Source organism: Paenarthrobacter sp. C1 (assembly GCF_049315185.1).
Taxonomy (GTDB): domain Bacteria; phylum Actinomycetota; class Actinomycetes; order Actinomycetales; family Micrococcaceae; genus Arthrobacter; species Arthrobacter nicotinovorans.
Genome location: NZ_CP186052.1, coordinates 632369 through 650382 on the forward strand (window position 1 = coordinate 632369; position 18014 = coordinate 650382).

The 18014-nt window shown below is 63.1% G+C and carries 15 protein-coding genes; 6 read left to right on the forward strand and 9 right to left on the reverse strand.

The window, feature by feature from the left end; all coding sequences use genetic code 11:
• Positions 1-172 precede the first annotated feature (172 nt).
• The 4 genes from ACNAOU_RS03155 to ACNAOU_RS03170 are packed head-to-tail and all read left to right on the forward strand — an operon-like array spanning position 173 to position 4980.
• The gene (locus ACNAOU_RS03155; RefSeq protein ID WP_026267213.1) at positions 173-1507 is read left to right on the forward strand and encodes an extracellular solute-binding protein; all 1335 of its coding nucleotides are present in this window, start codon (positions 173-175) and stop codon (positions 1505-1507) included.
• A 35-nt stretch (positions 1508-1542) separates the two neighbouring features.
• Entirely contained in the window at positions 1543-2490 is a 948-nt protein-coding gene (locus ACNAOU_RS03160) for a carbohydrate ABC transporter permease (protein WP_079581607.1), read from the forward strand.
• Positions 2491-2492: 2 nt separating this feature from the next.
• Positions 2493-3389: a carbohydrate ABC transporter permease gene (locus ACNAOU_RS03165; RefSeq protein ID WP_018778071.1), complete on the forward strand. Its 897-nt coding sequence runs from the start codon at positions 2493-2495 to the stop codon at positions 3387-3389.
• A 52-nt stretch (positions 3390-3441) separates the two neighbouring features.
• Positions 3442-4980: an alpha-N-arabinofuranosidase gene (locus ACNAOU_RS03170; protein WP_018778070.1), complete on the forward strand. Its 1539-nt coding sequence runs from the start codon at positions 3442-3444 to the stop codon at positions 4978-4980.
• An 80-nt stretch (positions 4981-5060) separates the two neighbouring features.
• Here the strand turns inward: ACNAOU_RS03170 and ACNAOU_RS03175 are convergent, their stop codons facing one another.
• Positions 5061-5759 carry a DsbA family oxidoreductase gene (locus tag ACNAOU_RS03175; protein WP_055976992.1) on the reverse strand — a complete coding sequence of 233 codons (699 nt, stop codon included), beginning with the start codon at positions 5757-5759 and terminating at the stop codon, positions 5061-5063.
• Positions 5760-5887: 128 nt separating this feature from the next.
• Here ACNAOU_RS03175 and ACNAOU_RS03180 point away from each other — a divergent pair, with 128 nt between their 5' ends.
• Positions 5888-6961: a glycosyltransferase family 4 protein gene (locus ACNAOU_RS03180; protein ID WP_422757990.1), complete on the forward strand. Its 1074-nt coding sequence runs from the start codon at positions 5888-5890 to the stop codon at positions 6959-6961.
• A 52-nt stretch (positions 6962-7013) separates the two neighbouring features.
• Entirely contained in the window at positions 7014-9149 is a 2136-nt protein-coding gene (locus tag ACNAOU_RS03185; protein WP_422757991.1) for a glycogen debranching N-terminal domain-containing protein, read from the forward strand.
• Here ACNAOU_RS03185 and ACNAOU_RS03190 read toward each other — a convergent pair.
• The 8 genes from ACNAOU_RS03190 to ACNAOU_RS03225 all read right to left on the reverse strand — a co-directional run bounded on the left by ACNAOU_RS03190 (position 9146) and on the right by ACNAOU_RS03225 (position 17985).
• The gene (locus ACNAOU_RS03190) at positions 9146-9676 is read right to left on the reverse strand and encodes a GNAT family N-acetyltransferase (protein ID WP_018778066.1); all 531 of its coding nucleotides are present in this window, start codon (positions 9674-9676) and stop codon (positions 9146-9148) included. The genes ACNAOU_RS03185 and ACNAOU_RS03190 overlap by 4 nt on opposite strands.
• An 82-nt stretch (positions 9677-9758) precedes the next feature.
• Positions 9759-11087: a NosD domain-containing protein gene (locus ACNAOU_RS03195; protein ID WP_422757992.1), complete on the reverse strand. Its 1329-nt coding sequence runs from the start codon at positions 11085-11087 to the stop codon at positions 9759-9761.
• A gap of 29 nt (positions 11088-11116) precedes the next feature.
• Entirely contained in the window at positions 11117-12058 is a 942-nt protein-coding gene (locus tag ACNAOU_RS03200) for a carbohydrate kinase family protein (protein ID WP_189076187.1), read from the reverse strand.
• A 13-nt stretch (positions 12059-12071) separates the two neighbouring features.
• Positions 12072-13631, reverse strand: coding sequence for a glycoside hydrolase family 32 protein (locus ACNAOU_RS03205; RefSeq protein WP_422757993.1), 1560 nt, complete (start codon positions 13629-13631; stop codon positions 12072-12074).
• Between the two features lie 40 nt (positions 13632-13671).
• Positions 13672-14721, reverse strand: a complete 1050-nt coding sequence (locus tag ACNAOU_RS03210; RefSeq protein WP_018778062.1) for a LacI family DNA-binding transcriptional regulator — start codon at positions 14719-14721, stop codon at positions 13672-13674.
• Positions 14722-14807: 86 nt separating this feature from the next.
• Positions 14808-15737: a carbohydrate ABC transporter permease gene (locus ACNAOU_RS03215; protein WP_227453676.1), complete on the reverse strand. Its 930-nt coding sequence runs from the start codon at positions 15735-15737 to the stop codon at positions 14808-14810.
• A complete protein-coding gene (locus ACNAOU_RS03220; RefSeq protein WP_039239628.1) occupies positions 15737-16624 on the reverse strand; it encodes a carbohydrate ABC transporter permease in 888 nt (295 codons plus the stop codon). The genes ACNAOU_RS03215 and ACNAOU_RS03220 overlap by 1 nt, the downstream gene beginning before the upstream one ends.
• 74 nt (positions 16625-16698) lie before the next feature.
• A complete protein-coding gene (locus ACNAOU_RS03225; RefSeq protein ID WP_039239629.1) occupies positions 16699-17985 on the reverse strand; it encodes an ABC transporter substrate-binding protein in 1287 nt (428 codons plus the stop codon).
• Positions 17986-18014 lie beyond the last annotated feature (29 nt).

Below are 18014 nucleotides of genomic sequence, written 5' to 3' on the forward strand. Positions count from 1 at the left end.
AAAACAAATTGTTGGCGCTAACAATTTCTCTTGCCCTGCACATTACAACGATGTAATGTCAGACCTGCGTCACCCGGGGGCCACCTTTTACCCACGCGTGGAGACGCAGCGAAGCCGGACTTTCGTGCAGCATTGTGTGTCCTTTCAGCGGACCCTTCCAAAGGAGTGACGGGTGAAGCAGTTTGAATCTTTGACCGGGAGAAGTTTGTCCCGGAGACAGCTATTGACAGGCTCGGCGCTGCTGGGCGGCGGGCTTTTGGCCACGGGCCTCACAGGATGCGGCGGATCGGCGGGAGCCGCGGCCGTCCCGACCATCAACTTCTGGCACCTCCTCTCCGGGGGAGACGGCACCAAGATGCAGGCCATGATCGCCAACGCCAACAGCGCCAATCCGGGCTTCAAGGTCCACCCCACGGTCTTGGCCTGGGGACCGCCCTACTACACCAAGCTGGCCATGGCATCGGCCGGCGGACGGCCGCCGGAAGTAGCCATCATGCATGCCAGTCGGGTTCCCGGCTACGCCCCCGGCGGCCTCATCGAGCCCTGGGACCTGGGCCTGCTGGCAGAGAACGGCATCACGCCGGAGAACTTTGCCCCGCGTATCTGGGAAAAGAGCCAGCAGGACGGAAAGGTGTTCTCGCTCGCACTGGACTCCCACCCGTTCATCATGTTCTACAACACGGACATCGCCGGTAAAGCGGGGCTCCTGGAAAGCAACGGCCTCTTGCAGGAAGTGAACTCGCCGGACGGATTCAAAGCCATGGCACTGGAGATGCAAAAGGTCACCAAGGCCCACGGCCTCTCCTTCGGATACCTGAACCTCGGCTCGCAAATGTGGCGCCTGTTCTACACGCTCTACAAGCAGCACGGGGCCGAGATCGTACTGACTCCAGGCCAGCCCATGCAGGCCGACAGGGACGCTGCCGTTGAGTCACTGGAATTCATGGCGTCGCTCTTTGATGACACGATCGCGGCCAAGGGCAACGACATCAACACCGGCATCGCCGAGTTTGTCAGGGGCGACTCGGGAATGCTCTTCAGCGGCGGCTGGGAACTGCCCACCATGAAGAAGGCCAAGCTTCCGGTTGACGCTGCCACCATCCCGACGCTCTACGGGACGCCTGCGTCGTACGCCGATTCGCATTCCTTCGTGCTTCCACGGCAACTCGCGGTGGATGAAGAAAAACGCAAGGACGCCTACAAGTTCGTCAGCGACATCCTCAAGGGGTCGTTGTCGTGGGCCGAGGCGGGGCACATCCCGGCATACCAGCCCGTAGTGCAGTCGCAGGCATACCGGGAACTCACCCCTCAAGTCCACTATGCCAACGCCGCAGACATCATCGCTTACGACCCCGAGGCCTGGTTCAGCGGATCAGGCTCGGACTGGCAGAACTATTTTGCCGAGTACATCCAGAACGTACTTCTGGGACGCAGCAAAGCAGCTGAGGGGTGGGACGGTTTCGTGGCCCGCACCAACGACCTTCTATCCCGGCCCAACCCGGTCTGACCGGCACAGCACACCGAGCGACAAAGGAGTCCTTCATGAGTTCCTCTACAGTGTCCCGGCAGACCAGCCAAGTACGGACAAAACCCACTCCCGGCACCAAGACCGGGCCCTCCCTGCGCAGCAGCAGGGACAACGTGAGCGGCTGGACCTTCGCGGCGCCGTTCCTCGTCTTCTTCCTCGTGTTCCTTGTATGGCCAATCCTGTACGGCTTCTATATGAGCCTGACGGGCAAATCCCTCACGGGAGCCAACGACGTCCTCATTGGATTTTCCAACTACTCTGAGGCCTTTGCCGATGCCGGTATGTGGCGTTCCCTGGGAAACACGCTCTATTTCACCGTGATCAGCACCGTGCCATTGGTCCTGGTGGCGTTGGTGATGGCTGCGCTGTTGAACATCGGCCTTCCCGCCCAGTGGCTTTGGCGGCTTTCCTACTTCGCGCCCTTCCTTCTGGCATCCACGGTTGTCTCCCTGTTCTTCGTCTGGATGTACAACCCGCAGCTCGGACTGATCAACGATTTCCTGTCCAAGTTCGGCATCCCGAAGATCGGGTGGCTCAACGATCCCAATGTGGCCATGTGGTCGATCGTGATTGCAACGCTCTGGTGGACCGTGGGATTCAATTTCCTTCTGTACTTGGCGGCAATGCAAAACATTCCCGCTCAGCACTATGAGGCAGCATCGCTGGACGGCGCCGGAGCCTGGCGGCAGTTCTTCTCCATCACGCTGCCACAGCTCACCCCCACCACGGTGATGATCGTGCTGCTGCAGATCCTCGCTTCCCTGAAGGTCTTCGACCAGATCTACCAGATGACGTCCGGCGGTCCGGGCGGATCGACCAGGCCCGTGGTCCAGTACATCTTCGAAACCGGGTTTACCGGATACCGGCTGGGATACTCCGCAGCCATCTCCTACATCTTCTTCGGACTGATCGTGCTGGTCTCTGCCTTGCAGTTCGTCATCACCCGCCGCAGGAGTGCATAGCCATGGCAAATACAACCCTCACCCGATCCATCCCGCGCAGCACTGCCGGCCAGGTCATCCGCCAACCACGCAAGAAGCTGACAGTGGGCAAGGCCGCAGCCGTCGTGGTCGCCGCCGTCCTCGCTGTCCTCTGGTTGGTTCCCTTCGCCTGGGCAACGGTCACCGCCTTCAAATCCGAAGCGGACGCCTCGGCCTCGAAGGTCAGCTGGATCCCGCCGTCGGGCTTTACGTTCGACGCTTTTGCCAACGTCTTCCAAGCCGGCAACATCCCGCTCTGGACATGGAATTCGCTCTACACCTCCGCTGCGATCACCCTCATCACGCTGGTGATCTCCGCCCTCATCGCTTATGCATTGTCCCGGATCGAGTTCAAGGGCAAGAAGGTACTGATGACGGCCATCATCGCCAGCATCATCGTGCCGCCGCCGGTACTCATGATCCCGCTTTTCTACCAAATGCTCGCGTTCAAGATGATCGATACCCCGTGGGCCATCATCCTTCCGCAGGTGATCCACCCCGCCATGGTGTTCGTCCTCAAGAGGTTCTTCGACCAGATTCCGCGTGAACTCGAGGAAGCGGCCGTGATGGACGGGGCCAGCCGGCTCCGGATCTTCATGCAGATCATCCTGCCGTTGTCCCGGCCGATCCTGGCCGCCGTCGCGATCTTTGTGTTCATCGGCGCGTGGAACAACTTCCTGTGGCCGTTCATCTCCACCAACGACGATTCCCTGCTGACCCTTCCGGTGGGCCTGCAGACCATCAAGAGCGCCTACGGCGTGCAGTACGCCCAGAACATGGCGTCGGCATTGCTGGCCGCGCTGCCGCTGATTGTCGTCTTCCTGTTCTTCCAGCGCCAGATCATCAAGGGCATTTCCACCACAGGACTTGCCGGGACCTGACCGGTCCGCATTGCCGCACCACCAGACCTGAAACACACAACCAAGGAGATACATGTCCCGCGCACGCATCACCCTCGATCGCGACTTCACCATCGGGGAGGTACCCCGCCGGCTCTTCGGCTCCTTCGTGGAGCACATGGGCCGCTGCGTCTACACCGGGATTTACGAACCCGGGCACCCGGAGGCTGACGAGCACGGCTTCCGCCAGGACGTCCTCAAGCTCGTCAAGGAACTCGGCGCCACCGTTGTCCGATACCCCGGCGGCAACTTCGTCTCCGGCTACAACTGGGAAGACGGGATCGGTCCACGGGAAAACAGGCCCCGCCGCCTGGATGGCGCCTGGCACACCGTGGAGACCAACGCCTTTGGACTGCACGAATTCGTGGACTGGTCCAGGCAGGCCGGCACCGAAATCATGGAAGCCATCAACCTGGGCACCAAGGGAGTCGAGGAAGCCCGCGCCATTGTGGAGTACTCCAACCACAGCGGAGGCACGTACTGGTCTGACCTCCGGGCGAAGAACGGCCACAAGGACCCGTTCGACATCAAGCTTTGGTGCCTCGGCAATGAGATGGACGGCCCGTGGCAGATCGGGCACAAGACGGCCGATGAATACGGCCGACTGGCCCAGGAAGCCGCCAAGGCCATGCGATACGTGGATCCGTCCATTGAACTCGTCGCGTGCGGCAGCTCGAATTCCAGGATGCCCACCTTCGGGGCCTGGGAGCAGACCGTCCTCACGCACACCTATGAGGAAGTGGACTATGTGTCCCTCCACGCCTACTACTTCGAGGAGGAGGGCGACGTCGGCAGCTTCCTGGCGTCCGCCGTCGACACCGACTACTTCATTGAGTCAGTGATCGCTACGGCCGATGCCGTCAGGGCCAAGGGCAAGCACAAGAAGCACATCAACCTGTCCTTTGATGAGTGGAACGTCTGGTACCAGCGCGGCCGGGACACCGAGGACCAGCTGAGCAACATCGTCAAGGCTCCGTGGCGCGAACACCCGCGTGTCATCGAGGACCAGTACAACGTGACCGACGCCGTAGTGGTGGGGACCCTGCTCAACTCGCTGCTGCGCCATGGCGACCGGGTAAAGATCGCCAATCAGGCGCAGCTGGTCAACGTGATCGCACCGATCCTTTCCGAGGAAAACGGGCCGGCCTGGAAGCAGACCATTTTCCACCCGTTCGCCCGGATGGCAGAGCTCGCCACAGGACAGATCCTGCGGCTCTCAGTTGATTCGGACAAGTACTCCAACAACCGGTTCGGGGACACCGACCTGGTGGACGTTAGCGCGACGTGGAACGAGGAAACGGGCCGGGTTGCCTTGTTCTTCGCGAACCGCGGCCTGGAGGAAGCGGCCGACGTCGAGACAGCCCTGCGCGGGTTCGACGCCCGGCAGGTGGTCCGCGCCGAGGTCCTGGAAATTCCCGACGGCGGCGACCGCTTCACCATCAACAGCCAGGACCAGCCGGGCCGGGTTGGGCTCAAGCCGCTGGACGGCGTGAAGGCGACTGGTTCGGAGCTGCGCCTGACGCTGCCCGCCTTGTCCTGGGCCGTCGTGGAGCTTGAGGTGGCGAAGGCCTAGCCCTCGCCAACAAAGCAACGCGGGGTCACTTATGGCCTATCCCAAGGGGGATTTTGGGCCATAAGTGACCCCGCGTTGGGTTAAACGCTGCAGCCGTCCGGGCCGCAGGCCTCGGCGTCGGAAGCGCCGACCGGGATCAGCGGGTTGGCTTCCTGCCATGCCTGGTTCAGGGCCTGGCTGAAAAGTTCGGCAGGCTGGGCACCGGAGATGCCGTACTTGCGGTCGATCACGAAAAACGGAACGCCGGTCACGCCGATGGCACGGGCCTCGTTGATGTCTTCATTGACCTCGTCCGTGAATTTGTCGGACGTGAAGAGTTCGGCAACTTCCTGTGCCGGCAGGCCGAGGGCTTCACCGAGCTCCGTCAGGTACTCCTGGTTGCCGATGTCCTTGCCGTGCTCAAAGTGGTCGCTGAGCAGTCGTTCCTTGGCGGCGTCCTGGCGTCCGTGGCCGGCAGCCAGGTGGATGAGGCGGTGGGCGGTGAAGCTGTTGGCCACAACCACCTTGTCGAAGTGGTAATCCAGGCCTTCGCCCTTGGCGGTCTCCGTGACGTGCGCGAACATCTGCTTGACCTGCTCCGGAGCCATGCCCTTGCGCTGGCTGAGGTAGTCCAGCTCCGTGCCGTCATAATGCCCCGGAACGGACGGATCCAGCTGGTAGCTCTTCCATTCGATGTCCACGGAGTCGCGGTGGGGGAACTGTGCCAGGGCGGTCTCGAAACGGCGCTTGCCGATGTAGCACCACGGGCACGCGACGTCTGACCAGATCTCAATCTTCATGGTTGCGTCAACCCCGCCCGGCTCCAGGGCATTCCGGCGGCGGCCTGTTATTTTCCTCACGGGACGCCTAGCCTTGAGGAGGGTTATGAAGCCAGCCCATGGTTTGGGGGTTATGCGCGGAGGCCCGGATGCGCATTGGACTCATTGTTGGACCATGGTTTACCGTCCCGCCCGAAAAATACGGCGGCACGGAAAGGGTGGTGGACGCCCTCGCCCGCGCGCTGGTTGACGCCGGGCATGAAGTCCTCCTGGCGGCAGCCTCCGACAGCACGTGTCCGGTGCCCCGCATCCCCGGTTTCGGCCCAAGCCAGCCGGATGAACTCGGACTGACCCTCAGCGAGCTGGACCATGTCATCAAGGCCTACCGCGGGCTGGGCGGGGTGGACATCATCCACGACCATACGCTGGCCGGACCCCTCTACGCTTACCGACCTCCTGCCATCCCCGTGGTCACCACCATCCACGGCCAGTTCACCGCCCAGTCGGCGGAGCTCTACCGCGCCATGGAGCGGGACACGTCCATCATCGCCATCTCCAATGACCAACGGTCCATGTTCCCGGACCTCAACGTTGCAGCGGTCATCCACCATGGCTTGGACTTGTCCACTGTGTCCATGGGGGACGGGCTAGGCGGTTATGCGTGCTTTGTGGGACGGATGTGCCAGGACAAGGGGCTCATGGAAGCGGTAGCGGTTGCCCGCGAGGCCGGTGTACCGCTGAAAATAGCCGCCAAAATGCACGCCAAAGACGAACAGGACTTCTTCCGGGAAGTCGTGAAGCCGGCCCTGGGCCCGCAGGAGGAGTTCCTGGGTGAACTCTCCGACCCTGAAAAATACGAGCTCATGGGCGGTGCCGTGGCATTGATCAACCCCATCCAATGGCCCGAGCCTTTTGGGTTGGTCATGATCGAGTCACTGGCCACGGGCACACCTGTTGTGGCCACCCCGATGGGTGCCGCTCCGGAAATCGTCAAGCACGGCAAGACCGGCTTCCTGGGCGAGGTCCGGGACCTCGCCGGCTTCCTGGATACCGCCGCACGCTTGAGCCGGACCGAATGCCGGCGCTCGGTGGACGAGTACTTCAGCGCCGGCCGGATGGCTGCCGAGCATCTGGCCCTCTATTCGCGCATCCTTCAACAATTCAGCAGCAAGGGGCTTCCCGACGGCGGCTACGTGAAAGAGAATCAGAGGCAGGCCTCGTAGCCAGAGGTTGCTTGTCCGCGAAACCAACCCCGCCAGAGGAGCCCTGCCGCGCATGACCGCTTGGAACGCAGACACGGAAGCCGGAGCATCCGAACTGGGGGCGGTGACCGTCGTCGAAGGCTCGTCCTTCTGCATTTCCGCCCACCCGGGCGACATCCACGCAGGCGGTTCGCAAGGCGCGTATTACCAGGACACGCGCATTGTGTCCCGCTGGGTGCTGCGCATCAACGGCGAACCCCGGGAGCCCCTGGTGGCCCGCAACCCGGCGTCGTTCCAGGCTGAATACGTGGGCCGGGCGTGTACCGAGGACGGGCGCTTTGAAAGCCCGCTGCTGGTCCGGCACCAGCGCAGCGTCGGATCAGGGCTCCGCGATGACCTCACCATCACCAACTACTCCGGCACCCCGTCAACGTGCACCATCGAACTGCTGATCGACGCCGACCTCGCCGACCTCTTCGACGTCAAAGGCGGCAGGGTGGGAACCGCCGAGGAAACCATCAAGGCGGCGCGGGAGGACGGGCTGCACATAGACGCCCTGCACTCCAGCGGACAGCGACGGGGAGTGCTGTTCCAGGCGCACGGAGCAAAAGTCACGGAGGAAGGGCTGACGTTCAACGTCACCATCCCTGCCCGGGAGCAGTGGTCGACCACCATCATTGCCCTGCCGCTGGTCAACGGTGAGGCCCCGGACGATCCCTTCACCGCAGGAACGCCCCTTAAACACAGCACGGGAGCACGCCGGCAGACCCAATGGGAGGAGCACGTTCCGCGCATCACGGTCAGCGACCAAAACGTCACGGACGTCCTTACCCAAAGTCAGCGGGACCTCGGATCACTGAGGATTTTCGACGACGAACACCCCGGCCGTGCCGCCATCGCCGCCGGGGCGCCGTGGTTCATGGCCCTCTTCGGACGGGACTCCCTGCTTGCCTCCTACATGTCCCTCATGGTTGATCCGAGCCTGGCCGCCGGGACGCTCCAAACACTGGCCGGACTGCAAGGCAGCAAGGTGGACCCCGATTCCGAAGAGGAGCCCGGGCGCATGCCGCACGAGGTCCGGCTCGGGATCACAGCGGGGTTGTCGTTGGGCGGCACCGCCTATTACGGCACAGCCGATGCGACGCCGCTTTTCGTCTCCACCCTGGGCGAGTTGAGCCGCTGGGGCCTGGGGGAGGACATCATCGAGTCACTTCTCCCTCATGCTGACCGGGCCATCGAATGGATGGAGAAGTACGGCGACCGCGACGGGGACGGGTTCATCGAATACCAGCGCCCCAACAACCACGGACTGGTGAACCAGGGATGGAAGGATTCGTGGGACGGGATCAACTTTGCTGACGGCCGGATGGCGGAGGCACCGATCGCCCTGTGTGAAGTCCAGGCCTACGCCTACGCGGCCTACGTGGGCCGGTCCCTGCTGGCGCGTGCGGCGGGCGACACCGCCGTCGAACGCCGTTGCGCGGACAAGGCCGCAGAGCTGAAGGAGGCCTTCAACAAGACCTTCTGGTTGCCGGACAAGGGTTACTTCGCCCTGGCGCTGGACAAGGACAAGAACCCCGTGGATTCGTGTACGTCCAACATAGGCCATTGCCTGTGGGTGGGCATCGTCGACGAGGACAAGGCGCCACAGGTGGCGGAGCGGCTGATGTCCAAGGAGATGTTCACCGGCTGGGGCGTCCGCACCCTCGGCTCCGACATGGGTGCCTACAACCCCGTCAGCTACCACAACGGCTCGGTCTGGCCCCACGATACGGCGCTCGCCGCCACGGGACTCATGCGCTACGGCTTCGTGGACGAGGCCAGCCGGGCGGCCAGTGGACTGTTCGACGCCGCTGAGCACTTTGGCGGTCAGCTCCCTGAGCTGTTTTGCGGCTTTGACCGTTCAGAGTTCGCGGAGCCCGTACCGTATCCGACGGCGTGTTCCCCGCAGGCGTGGGCGGCTGCGGCACCGGTCCAACTGGCCCGGATCCTGTTGCGGTTCGACCCCGATTTCACGCGGGACGTGCTCCACTTGGCTCCGATCCTCCCGGAGTCCTTCGGTGGGTTCACGGCCGACAACGTGCTGCTCGGGAGTTCGCGGCTCACCGTGCGGGCGTCCGGTTCCTCGGGTACAGTCAGCGGCCTTCCGGAGGGACTCCATTTGCGCAACGACCCCCGGCCGCAGCTGGCCGGGGACTTGTTTGGCTAGAGCCTGTTCTCCATGACGAAGTCGTGTTCCACCGTGTTGCCGAGCTTGAACGATTTGGTGCCGACGCGCTGGAAACCGCTCTTCTCGTAGAAGCGGATGGCCTTGGCGTTCTCGCTGTTGACGCCCAGCCACACCCCGGATGCGCCCTTGTCCGCGGCCAGGGCCAGGGATGCCTGGATCAGCCGTGCTGCGGCGCCCTTTCCGTGGTGGTCCGGGTGGACGTAGCATTTGCTCAGTTCGGTGGAGGGCTGCGCCGAAAGCACCGAGGCGACGTCGGGGTCGCTTGCCGGCTTGGCAATCAGCATGGTGTACCCGGTGAGCTGCCCGTCGTCGTCGAGCACCATGACCGTGATGTTCGCATCGGCGAGGTATTCCGAAAAGTTGGCCTCGCTGAGTGTCTTCTCAAGGTGCGCCTGGATATCGTCCGGTGAGGAGCCCGGCGGGCACGCCAGCGGGAAGGTGATGGCGGCAAGCTCAGCCAGCTTCCCGGCGTCGTTGGCTGTTGCGGTGCGGATAGTCTCTGGCACGTGGTCCCCCTTGCGAGTTTTTGTACAGGTAATGCCCCTAAGAACGAATCTTAAGGGCATTAGCTGGACTAAAACTCCCAGGTTAAGGGGTGGGACGGATGGCGTTGCTTGCCCGGTCGGCGGTGATTTGGGTTTCCCTGCCCGAGTCGAGGATGGTGTTCCGCGCTGATTCCGGGTCCACCAGGACCGCGGTCACGGCCAGGTCTTCAGCCGCATCGGTGGTCAGCAGGGCATCCACCTGGGCCTCGAAGCAGTCGTCGCTGGCGTTGGCGTGCACGTTCAAAGCCACCACATGGTTGTTGGACACGAAATTGCCCGCGCCTTCACGCAAGCGGATGATGACCGGCGTTGCGCCCTCCGGACGGATGCTCTCCGAGTCGATGATCTGTGAAAAGTGGTTGCCGATCACCGAGTTGTTGTTGCCGCTTACACTGAGGACCCCGTGGAGGTCATCCAGCCCGTTATCGATCCCGAGGAACGGCGTCCAGGGCTCGTGGTCGCGGAGGAAGTGATTGGTGGACACGAGGTTTTCCGAGCTGTTCCGCTCCAGGACCACCATGCCCGGATAGAAGGAATGCAGGCGGTTGTTGGTGATGCTGGAGCGCGTCACACCGCTGAAATGGACGCTGCTGGCACCCCGTGGGAAGACGTTGTTGGCCGTGACCAGGAGTCCGCCATGGTTCTCCGCATAGATCGAGTGGCCCTTGAATCCCCCGCCGATCAGGTTGTCCGTGATCTTCGATGCCTGACCCCAGCCCCGCAATTCGATGCAGCTTCCGCATTCGGCGATGAAGTTGTTGTGGATGGAGAGGGCATCGGCGTTGTGGATGGTCAGGGCGTGTTCGAGGTAGATGAAGCCCATCTCGTTGACCCGGAAGGAGTCGTTGGCGCTGGCAACGTGAATCCCGGTCTTGCCATTGATGTATGTATTCTCGGCCGGCAGGTCAGAGCCGTCCGGGGTGAAGTGCAGGCCATCAATGCAGAAGTTGGCGAACTCCACCGAACTGATCCGGGGGCTGCCCGCACGCTCAACAAGGAACGCTGCTCCGCTGGCCGGGTCCGAGTTGTCAGCGGGAGGAAGATCCACCAGCACGCGGCTGCCGCCGGGCCACAGCTCATGAAGGTCGGACCATTCGTCCTGGGGAACGTTGAACCTGATGCTCGAGGACGTGAACCCGTGGCCTGAGCCCTGGATCCGAAGGAAGCTGATGTCGATCAGGACCTGCGTGCGCAGCCGGTAGTCACCCGGTGGCAGGTAGATCACCGCACCGGGCTTGCCGCCGTCGTTCACATCTGTGGCGTTCTGGCGTTCCTTGACGTCGGCGATGATGCTGTTGATGACCTCGCCGACATCCTTGGACGGGTCGCCGGTGGGCCAGGTGGTCACATCGTAGTAGTTACTGCTGGACATGGTGTGGATCCTCGTGGAGTTGGGGGTGGTCAGGTGGCGGGCTGGTGTTCGGGCAGTTCGGCCAGCAGCTCGTCCGACGTCGGCGGGTTGGCGCCCGCACGACGGACAGTGATGGCTGCGGCCTTGGCGGCCCGGCCGCCCAGGGACTCCAGGGCCTCCTCAGTGAGTCGGTCAACTCCGGTCTGGAGGAGCCCGTAGATCAAGGCGGACATGTACGAGTCGCCCGCGCCAATGGTGTCAGCCACGGTGGACGTCACGGAGGGAACCAAGACCTGGGCGCCGGTGGTCGAGAGCATGGATCCTTCCGAACCCTTGGTCACCACCACGAGGCCGGTCCCAAGGCCCAGGATGCGCCGTGAAGTGTCTTCGAGGGACAGGCCCGGGTAAAGCCAGTGCGCGTCCTCATCACTGAGTTTGACCACGTCGGTGAAAGGAATGAGTTCCTCGAAAGTGGTGGTGGCCTGGGCGTGGCTGCCCACCAGGGCCGGCCGGATGTTGGGATCGTAGGTGACCACACAGCGTTGATGTACCTGCTCAAGAAGATCGCGCACAGTTGCCGCTCCGGGTTCCAGGAAGGTGGCAATCGATCCTGTGTGCAGGATCTTGGGCAGGGTGGTTGGGGTGATCCGGGGAAGGTCCCACTGAATGTCGAAGTCGTAGCGTGCTGAACCGTCCGACGCCAGGGTGGCGGTTGCCGTAGCGCTGCGGACGCCTGCGCGGGCACCGGCCAGGAGTTCGACGCCGGCACCGGCCAGGTGCCGCTGGATGGCAGCACCATGGTGGTCTTCTCCAATGGAGGTCAGCAATGAGGTGGGCACGCCGAGCCTGCCGAGGCCGTAGGCCACGTTCGCCGGAGATCCTCCCGGATGCTCCACGGTGCCGTGGGTCGAGACGACGATATCCACCAGGGCCTCGCCCACAACCATGACTTCGGTTGCCGGACTGCTGGTTGGCTTTTGGATGTTCTGCATTGGAACCTGCTCCTTAGGCGGGTGTTGAGACAACGAGCTTGAGAACTGTGGCGGTGCCGCCTTGGGCGGACAACCGGGTTTCCCGGCTGTCGGCATCCGGATAGACCAGGTCCGTCAGGACCACCGTGCCGTCCTGGGCGAAGACTTCCACGGAGCACTGGTCCACCACAATGAGCAGCTTAAGGACGCCGTCTTCCAGTGCAACCGGTGCGGATTCGACGGATGCGAACTTCCCGTGGAACGAGGTGTCCCCTGACCGGGTCCTGTCAAGGGTCAGCCTGCCGCTGCCCGGGGTGTAGCTCAGCAGGGTGCCCTGGCGTCCGTCGGAGCTGGCGAGCAGCCGCAACTCAACACGCTCTGCGGTTCCCGGCGTGATCTCAGCCTCAATAACCTGCGCCGTGCCCGGTACGGCGTCCGGCAAGGTGAGGGCTTCCGACCCCAACTCGATGGTGCCCGCGCGAAACAGTTCTTCCTCCGGACCCGCGAGGACGGGGTACTGGACCAGCCGGGCGGTGCCGCTGATCGATTTCAGCTTCAGCTCGCGGGCGAGGGTCATGGAGGACCGCCACGGTGCTGTGGGCAACTGGTTGGCGTAGTCCCAGTTATTCATCCAGCCGATGATGATGCGCTTCTCATCCGGGACGTCGCTGAAGGACACCGCGGCGTAGCAGTCGCGGCCCCAGTCCAGCCACAGGCATTGCTGCAGTGCCTCGGCCGTGGCAGATTCGTCCGGCAGGGAGGTGACTCCCGTTGGCGCCGCAAGGGAACCCGCGTCCGGAACGAAGCTGACGCCGTCGAACTGTCCTACGAAGTACTGTCCACCGGAACCCCCCGCGACAGCGCCGGGATTCACGTTGACGATCAGCACCCACTTCATGTCCTCAGGATCCCCGTCCACCGCCAGGGGAAAGAGGTCAGGGCATTCCCACTCACCGGCGTCGGCGTTGGCCGGGCCAAAGTCGCTCAGGAAGTCCCAGGTTTTGAGGTCGTCGGAACGGTAGAGAACCACCTTCTGCTGTTGGGCTTCGACGGCGACCATGACCCAGTACGCGCTCGCTCCGCTGTGGTAGCGGAAGACCTTGGGGTCCCGGAAGTGGGCTGAGTCCCGGGTGAGCACCGGATTACCGCCGTACTTTTGCCAGGTCATTCCCGAATCGGAGCTGTACGCCAGGGACTGGGCCTGCGTGCCGCTGTGTTCGGTCCCGGGCTTGAAAGCGCTCGTATATATGGCCACCAAAGCCGGCGCCCCGGCTGTGCCGAAACCGGAGGTGTTGCCGTGGTCCACCACCACGCTTCCGGAGAAAATGTCCTCTGTTTCATCGCCTGCGATAGCCACGGGGTGTTCGGTCCAGCGCAGGAGGTCCGGGGAGGTGGCGTGCCCCCAGGACATGTTGCCCCAGACGCTGCCGTAGGGATTGTTCTGGAAGAAGAGGTGGTACAAACCGTCGTGGAAGACCAGGCCGTTGGGGTCGTTCAGCCAGGTGTCCTGTGCCGTGAAATGGATGGCAGGCCGGAACCTGGGAGTGACGGCCGGGGCTGTTTCCGGGCGTGCGGCGTCAAGGCTACTGGACATGTGGTGCGTTCCTTTTGGGACGTTGAAGGGCTGGTTGGGCTTACCGTGGAGCCGCGACCGAGTCACGGCGAACCAGGGGACAGCCCAGGACGGTGGGGTGGAGCGCCATTAAGGAAAGATCTTCTTTGCCCTCGATGGCATCAATAAGGTGATCCGTTGCCCAGGCCCCCATCTCGTAATGGGGGAGGGCCACGGTGGTAAGGCCGGGGTAGAGGTTGGCGGCAATGAGTTCCTGGTCATCGAAGCCCACAACGGAGAGGTCCTTGGGAATGCTGAGCCCTAACTCGGCGGCTGCCCGGTAGGCGCCCATGGCCATCCGGTCGTTGTAGCAGAACAGTGCCGTCGGCACGTCAGCGCGGTCTTCCCGGGACAGGATCCGTTTGGCAGCCGCATAGCCGCCATGAACTTCGGAGACTTCGGACTCGACCGGTGCGGCATCGCCGTCGAGCCCTGCTTCGGTGAGCATGGCCCGGAAGGCCTGGAGCCGCTGGCGGGTGGCGGGTACGTCGTCGGTGTTGTTGATGAATCCAATCCGGGTGTGGCCGGCGTCCAGGAGTGCCCCAACAGCGGCGCGGGCGCCGCCGTCTTCGTCCGGGACCACCGCGGTGATGTTTCCGCCAATGGCCACGGAGTCCACCAGGACCGACGGTACGTTTTCCAGGTTCCGGGGAAGTTCCACGTTGCGGTGGTACATGGTGGCGTACAGGATCCCGTCCACCCGGCGCTCCAGGAGGGCCTGGACGTCGGCTTGCCTCGATTCGAGACTGGCGGAGCCCGGGGTGTTGATGATCATCAGGTTGTAGCCCCGGGCCTTGGCCGCCTCATCAGCGCCGAGAATGATCCGGCCTGCATGGGGTGTGGTAGCGATTTCCTCGCTGACCAGGCCGAGCATTCCTGTCCGCTGCGTGCGAAGGGCCTGGGCCAGGCGGTTGGGGCCGTAGCCGAGCTCCTCGGCGGCGTTCCGGACCTTGTCCCGGGTTTCACTGCTGATCCGCGCGTAAGAGACCTCGTTAAGGACGTGGGAGACGGTGGTGACGGACACGCCGGCGGCGACGGCAACGTCCTTGATACCGATGTTCTTGCTGCTCATGTGGCTCCCACGTCCTTATGGTTGGCGATGCCCCGGAAGGGCTATCAGTAGGCTACTCGTTGATGGTGGCAGTGGCCTTGGTGGCATTAGCCCTTGACTGCGCCCAGCGTCATGCCCGCGACGATCTTGCGCTGCAGCAGAAGTGTCAGCAGGATGACCGGAATCGAGTACACGGCGGCGAGGGCCGTCATGGATCCCCAATCCAGGCCGAACTGGGTCTGGAAGTTCGCGATCACCACAGGTGTGGTTTGCGAACGGATGGCGGTCATCAGGAGTGCGAACAGGAATTCGTTCCAGGATGCCAGGAAGGCGAAGATCGCAGTGACCGCAATGCCGCCGGACACTACCGGGATCACTACCCGCCACAGGGCGCCCAACCTGCTGCAGCCGTCCACGGTTGCGGCCTCTTCAAGGTCCCGGGGGACGGATTCGAAGAAGCTGCACATCAGCCAAATGGAGAGCGGCAGAGAGATGGTGGTGTGCGCAATGGAGAGGGCGATCGGGGTATCGGACAAGCCCGCCGAGGCCATCATGGACGCCAGCGGAATGCCGATGGCCACGGGTGGAACCATGCGGGTCACCAGTGCAGCCATGATGAATACCTGACCGCTGGGGGTCTTGTAGCGGGTAATGCCGTAGGCGGCCGGAACGGCCAGAACCAGCGAGAGCAGGGTGCTGATGACGGCGGTCTGGATGCTGTTGATGAAGGATGCCACCACCCCGCTCCGGCCCAGGGCGTTGGTGTAGTTCTCCAGCGTCCATTCCCTGGGAAGGATGGTCGGTGGGACGGCGATGGTATCGATCGGCGTCTTGAAGGACGTGAACAGCAGGTACAGGAACGGGAAACCGTAGAGGACCATGGCCGCTGCCAGCAGGATCCAAAGGATGGTCCGGGTGCTGCGCCGGCCGGCTTCGAGGCCTTCGCGGTTGGCCCCGCGCCGCTTGCGCAGCGGCTGCGCTTCCGGGAAGTCCGACGACGGCGGGCTGGCTTTGGTGGTGACGCTTGTGGTGCTCATCAGTTGTCCTTTCCTGGCCGCCAGATGGTGGTCACTGCAACAAAGGCAATGGCGAGCATTGCGAGGAGGTAGATGGTGCCCATGGCACTGGCCAGGCCAGGGTCGCCGAAGCGGATCATGGTGCGGTAGATCAACAGGCTCATCGTCTCGGAGGCTGACTGCGGTCCGCCGTTGGTCTGGATGAGGATGGTGTCGAAGGCCCTGGCCGCATCGATTCCGCGGACCACCAGCGCAACGGCGATCACTGGGCGGAGCAGGGGAAGGATGATCCGGAACAGGAGTGCCGGAGCCCGTGCACCATCCAGGCGGGCGGCCTCAATCAGATCGCCGGGGATGTTCTGGAGGCCTGCGAAGAGCACCAGGCACATGAAGGACGTGGTGAGCCAGATGTCCGGGATGGCCACCGAGAACAGCACGATGTTGGGGTCGGACAGCCAGCCGATCTGGTTGGGGTCCGAAAGGATCCCTGCCTGGTGGAGGAGAGTTCCGATCAGACCGAAGTTGTCGATCATCAGGAACTTCCACAGCAGGCCCGCCACGATCGGGGCGATCATCAACGGGTAGAGGAAGACGGTCCGCCAAATCTGGGATTTCCTGCCCAGCGTGGTGAACAGCAGTGCCATGCCCAGGCCGAGCGCGAATTCGAGGGTCACCACCACCAGGGTGTAGGCGAACGTACGCCACCCTGCGCTGGTGAAGGCCTCGGAGGTGAAGGCGGTGACGTAGTTTTGGAACCCCACAAAATCGCGGGGCCCGCCGGCGATGGGGGAGATCTTGAAGAAGCTGTCTGCCACCAGGCGGAAGAGGGGGTAGGCCACGAATACGGCCAGGAACAGTGCCGCGGGCGTCATCAGATAGAGGGCGAAGCGGCGATCGGAGATACGCACGGTATTTCTTTTCTGCTGGTTGGGACCGCGGCCGGCACTGTCATTCAGTTGCTAACGGTGCCGGCCGCGGAGTTCTACTTCAGGAGGTCCTGGATCTGCTTCTTGGCATCGGCCAGGAGGGTTGAGGTGTCGCCACCGGCCACGGCCTTCTGCAGCAACGGGATCAGGACGGTATCAACGATCTGCTGCCACTTGGCGGTAGCGGGTCGGGTGGCCGTTGCCTGGCCGTTGAGGGTCTCGATCAGCGGCTTGAAGCTCTCGTAGCCAGGCTGGTCCTGGTATTTTTCAAACGCGCTGATACGGGAGGCCAAACCGAGCTTGGATTCGATTCCCTTGTCGTTGTAGTCATAGGCGCACTTGACGAACTTCTTGGCGGCGTCAGTGTTCTTGGTGGCTTTGGGAACGGAGAGGTACCACGGTCCCGGAACACCTGCGACGCCGGCGCTGCCGCCAATCATTGCTGCGGCTCCCACCTTTCCTGCCACCGGAGCATCGGCGGGAATCTGGCGGTAGGCGTGGGCCCAGAAGCGGGTCATGGCGGTCTTGCCCTGGTTGAACAGGTTTTGTGCTGCTGCCCAGTCAACCTGCGCTGCACCGCTCGGGGCATCCTTGGCCAAGCTCACGTAGAAGTCCAGGGCTTCCTTGTGGGCGGCGTTGTCGATGACCACATTGTTGTCCTTGTCCAGGACCATGGGGGAGCCCGCCTGAAGGACGTGGGCCAGCCATTCAGTTTCCACGGCGCCCTTGACGTCCGTGCCGTACATGCCGTCCTTGGTGAAGAACGCGGAAATGTCCTGGTACTGCTTCCACGTCTTGGGGGCGGCGAGCTCGTAACCGTACTTGGCTTGGAAGTCAGCCTTGTTCTTGGCGTCCTCGAACAGGTCCTTGCGGTACAGGATGATCTCGGCATTGGTCCAGGCCGGCATGCCGATGAAGTGGCCATCCACGTTGGCTTCCTTGACGAGGGCCGGGAAGATGTCCTTCTTGACGTCGTCCGTGAAGAGTTCGTCCATGGGCTGCACGGCGTCCTTGAAGCTGGGAAGCCATACGGAGTCGAGTGCGGCGACGTCGAAGGAGACGTTGCCGGAGGAGAACTCGCTGGAGAGGCGGTTGAACATGCCGTCGTAGGGGAGTTCGACGAAGTTCACGTCGATGCCGGCGTCCTTCTTGCACTGCTCGGCTACGCCTGTCAGTTCGGCGTGGCCGCCGGCTTCAACCAGGACATTGATGGAGCTGGAGCCGCCCGATCCGCCTGAGGATGGTGCGGGACCGCCGGCGCCACAACCGGTGGCAACGAGTGCGACGGCGGTGCACAGCCCGCCGAGGGTGACGAGCTTGGAGATGGTGTTTCGAGTGGACATCGCTGTCGACTCACTTTCTCTTGAACGGA

Coding starts and splice junctions, on each gene's coding strand:
- ACNAOU_RS03160 (WP_079581607.1), top strand. CDS start 1,543: ATGAGTTCCTCTACAGTGTCCCGGCAGACCAGCCAAGTACGGACAAAA.
- ACNAOU_RS03165 (WP_018778071.1), top strand. CDS start 2,493: ATGGCAAATACAACCCTCACCCGATCCATCCCGCGCAGCACTGCCGGC.
- ACNAOU_RS03170 (WP_018778070.1), top strand. CDS start 3,442: ATGTCCCGCGCACGCATCACCCTCGATCGCGACTTCACCATCGGGGAG.
- ACNAOU_RS03175 (WP_055976992.1), bottom strand. CDS start 5,759: ATGAAGATTGAGATCTGGTCAGACGTCGCGTGCCCGTGGTGCTACATC.
- ACNAOU_RS03180 (WP_422757990.1), top strand. CDS start 5,888: ATGCGCATTGGACTCATTGTTGGACCATGGTTTACCGTCCCGCCCGAA.
- ACNAOU_RS03185 (WP_422757991.1), top strand. CDS start 7,014: ATGACCGCTTGGAACGCAGACACGGAAGCCGGAGCATCCGAACTGGGG.
- ACNAOU_RS03195 (WP_422757992.1), bottom strand. CDS start 11,087: ATGTCCAGCAGTAACTACTACGATGTGACCACCTGGCCCACCGGCGAC.
- ACNAOU_RS03200 (WP_189076187.1), bottom strand. CDS start 12,058: ATGCAGAACATCCAAAAGCCAACCAGCAGTCCGGCAACCGAAGTCATG.
- ACNAOU_RS03205 (WP_422757993.1), bottom strand. CDS start 13,631: ATGTCCAGTAGCCTTGACGCCGCACGCCCGGAAACAGCCCCGGCCGTC.
- ACNAOU_RS03210 (WP_018778062.1), bottom strand. CDS start 14,721: ATGAGCAGCAAGAACATCGGTATCAAGGACGTTGCCGTCGCCGCCGGC.
- ACNAOU_RS03215 (WP_227453676.1), bottom strand. CDS start 15,737: ATGAGCACCACAAGCGTCACCACCAAAGCCAGCCCGCCGTCGTCGGAC.
- ACNAOU_RS03225 (WP_039239629.1), bottom strand. CDS start 17,985: ATGTCCACTCGAAACACCATCTCCAAGCTCGTCACCCTCGGCGGGCTG.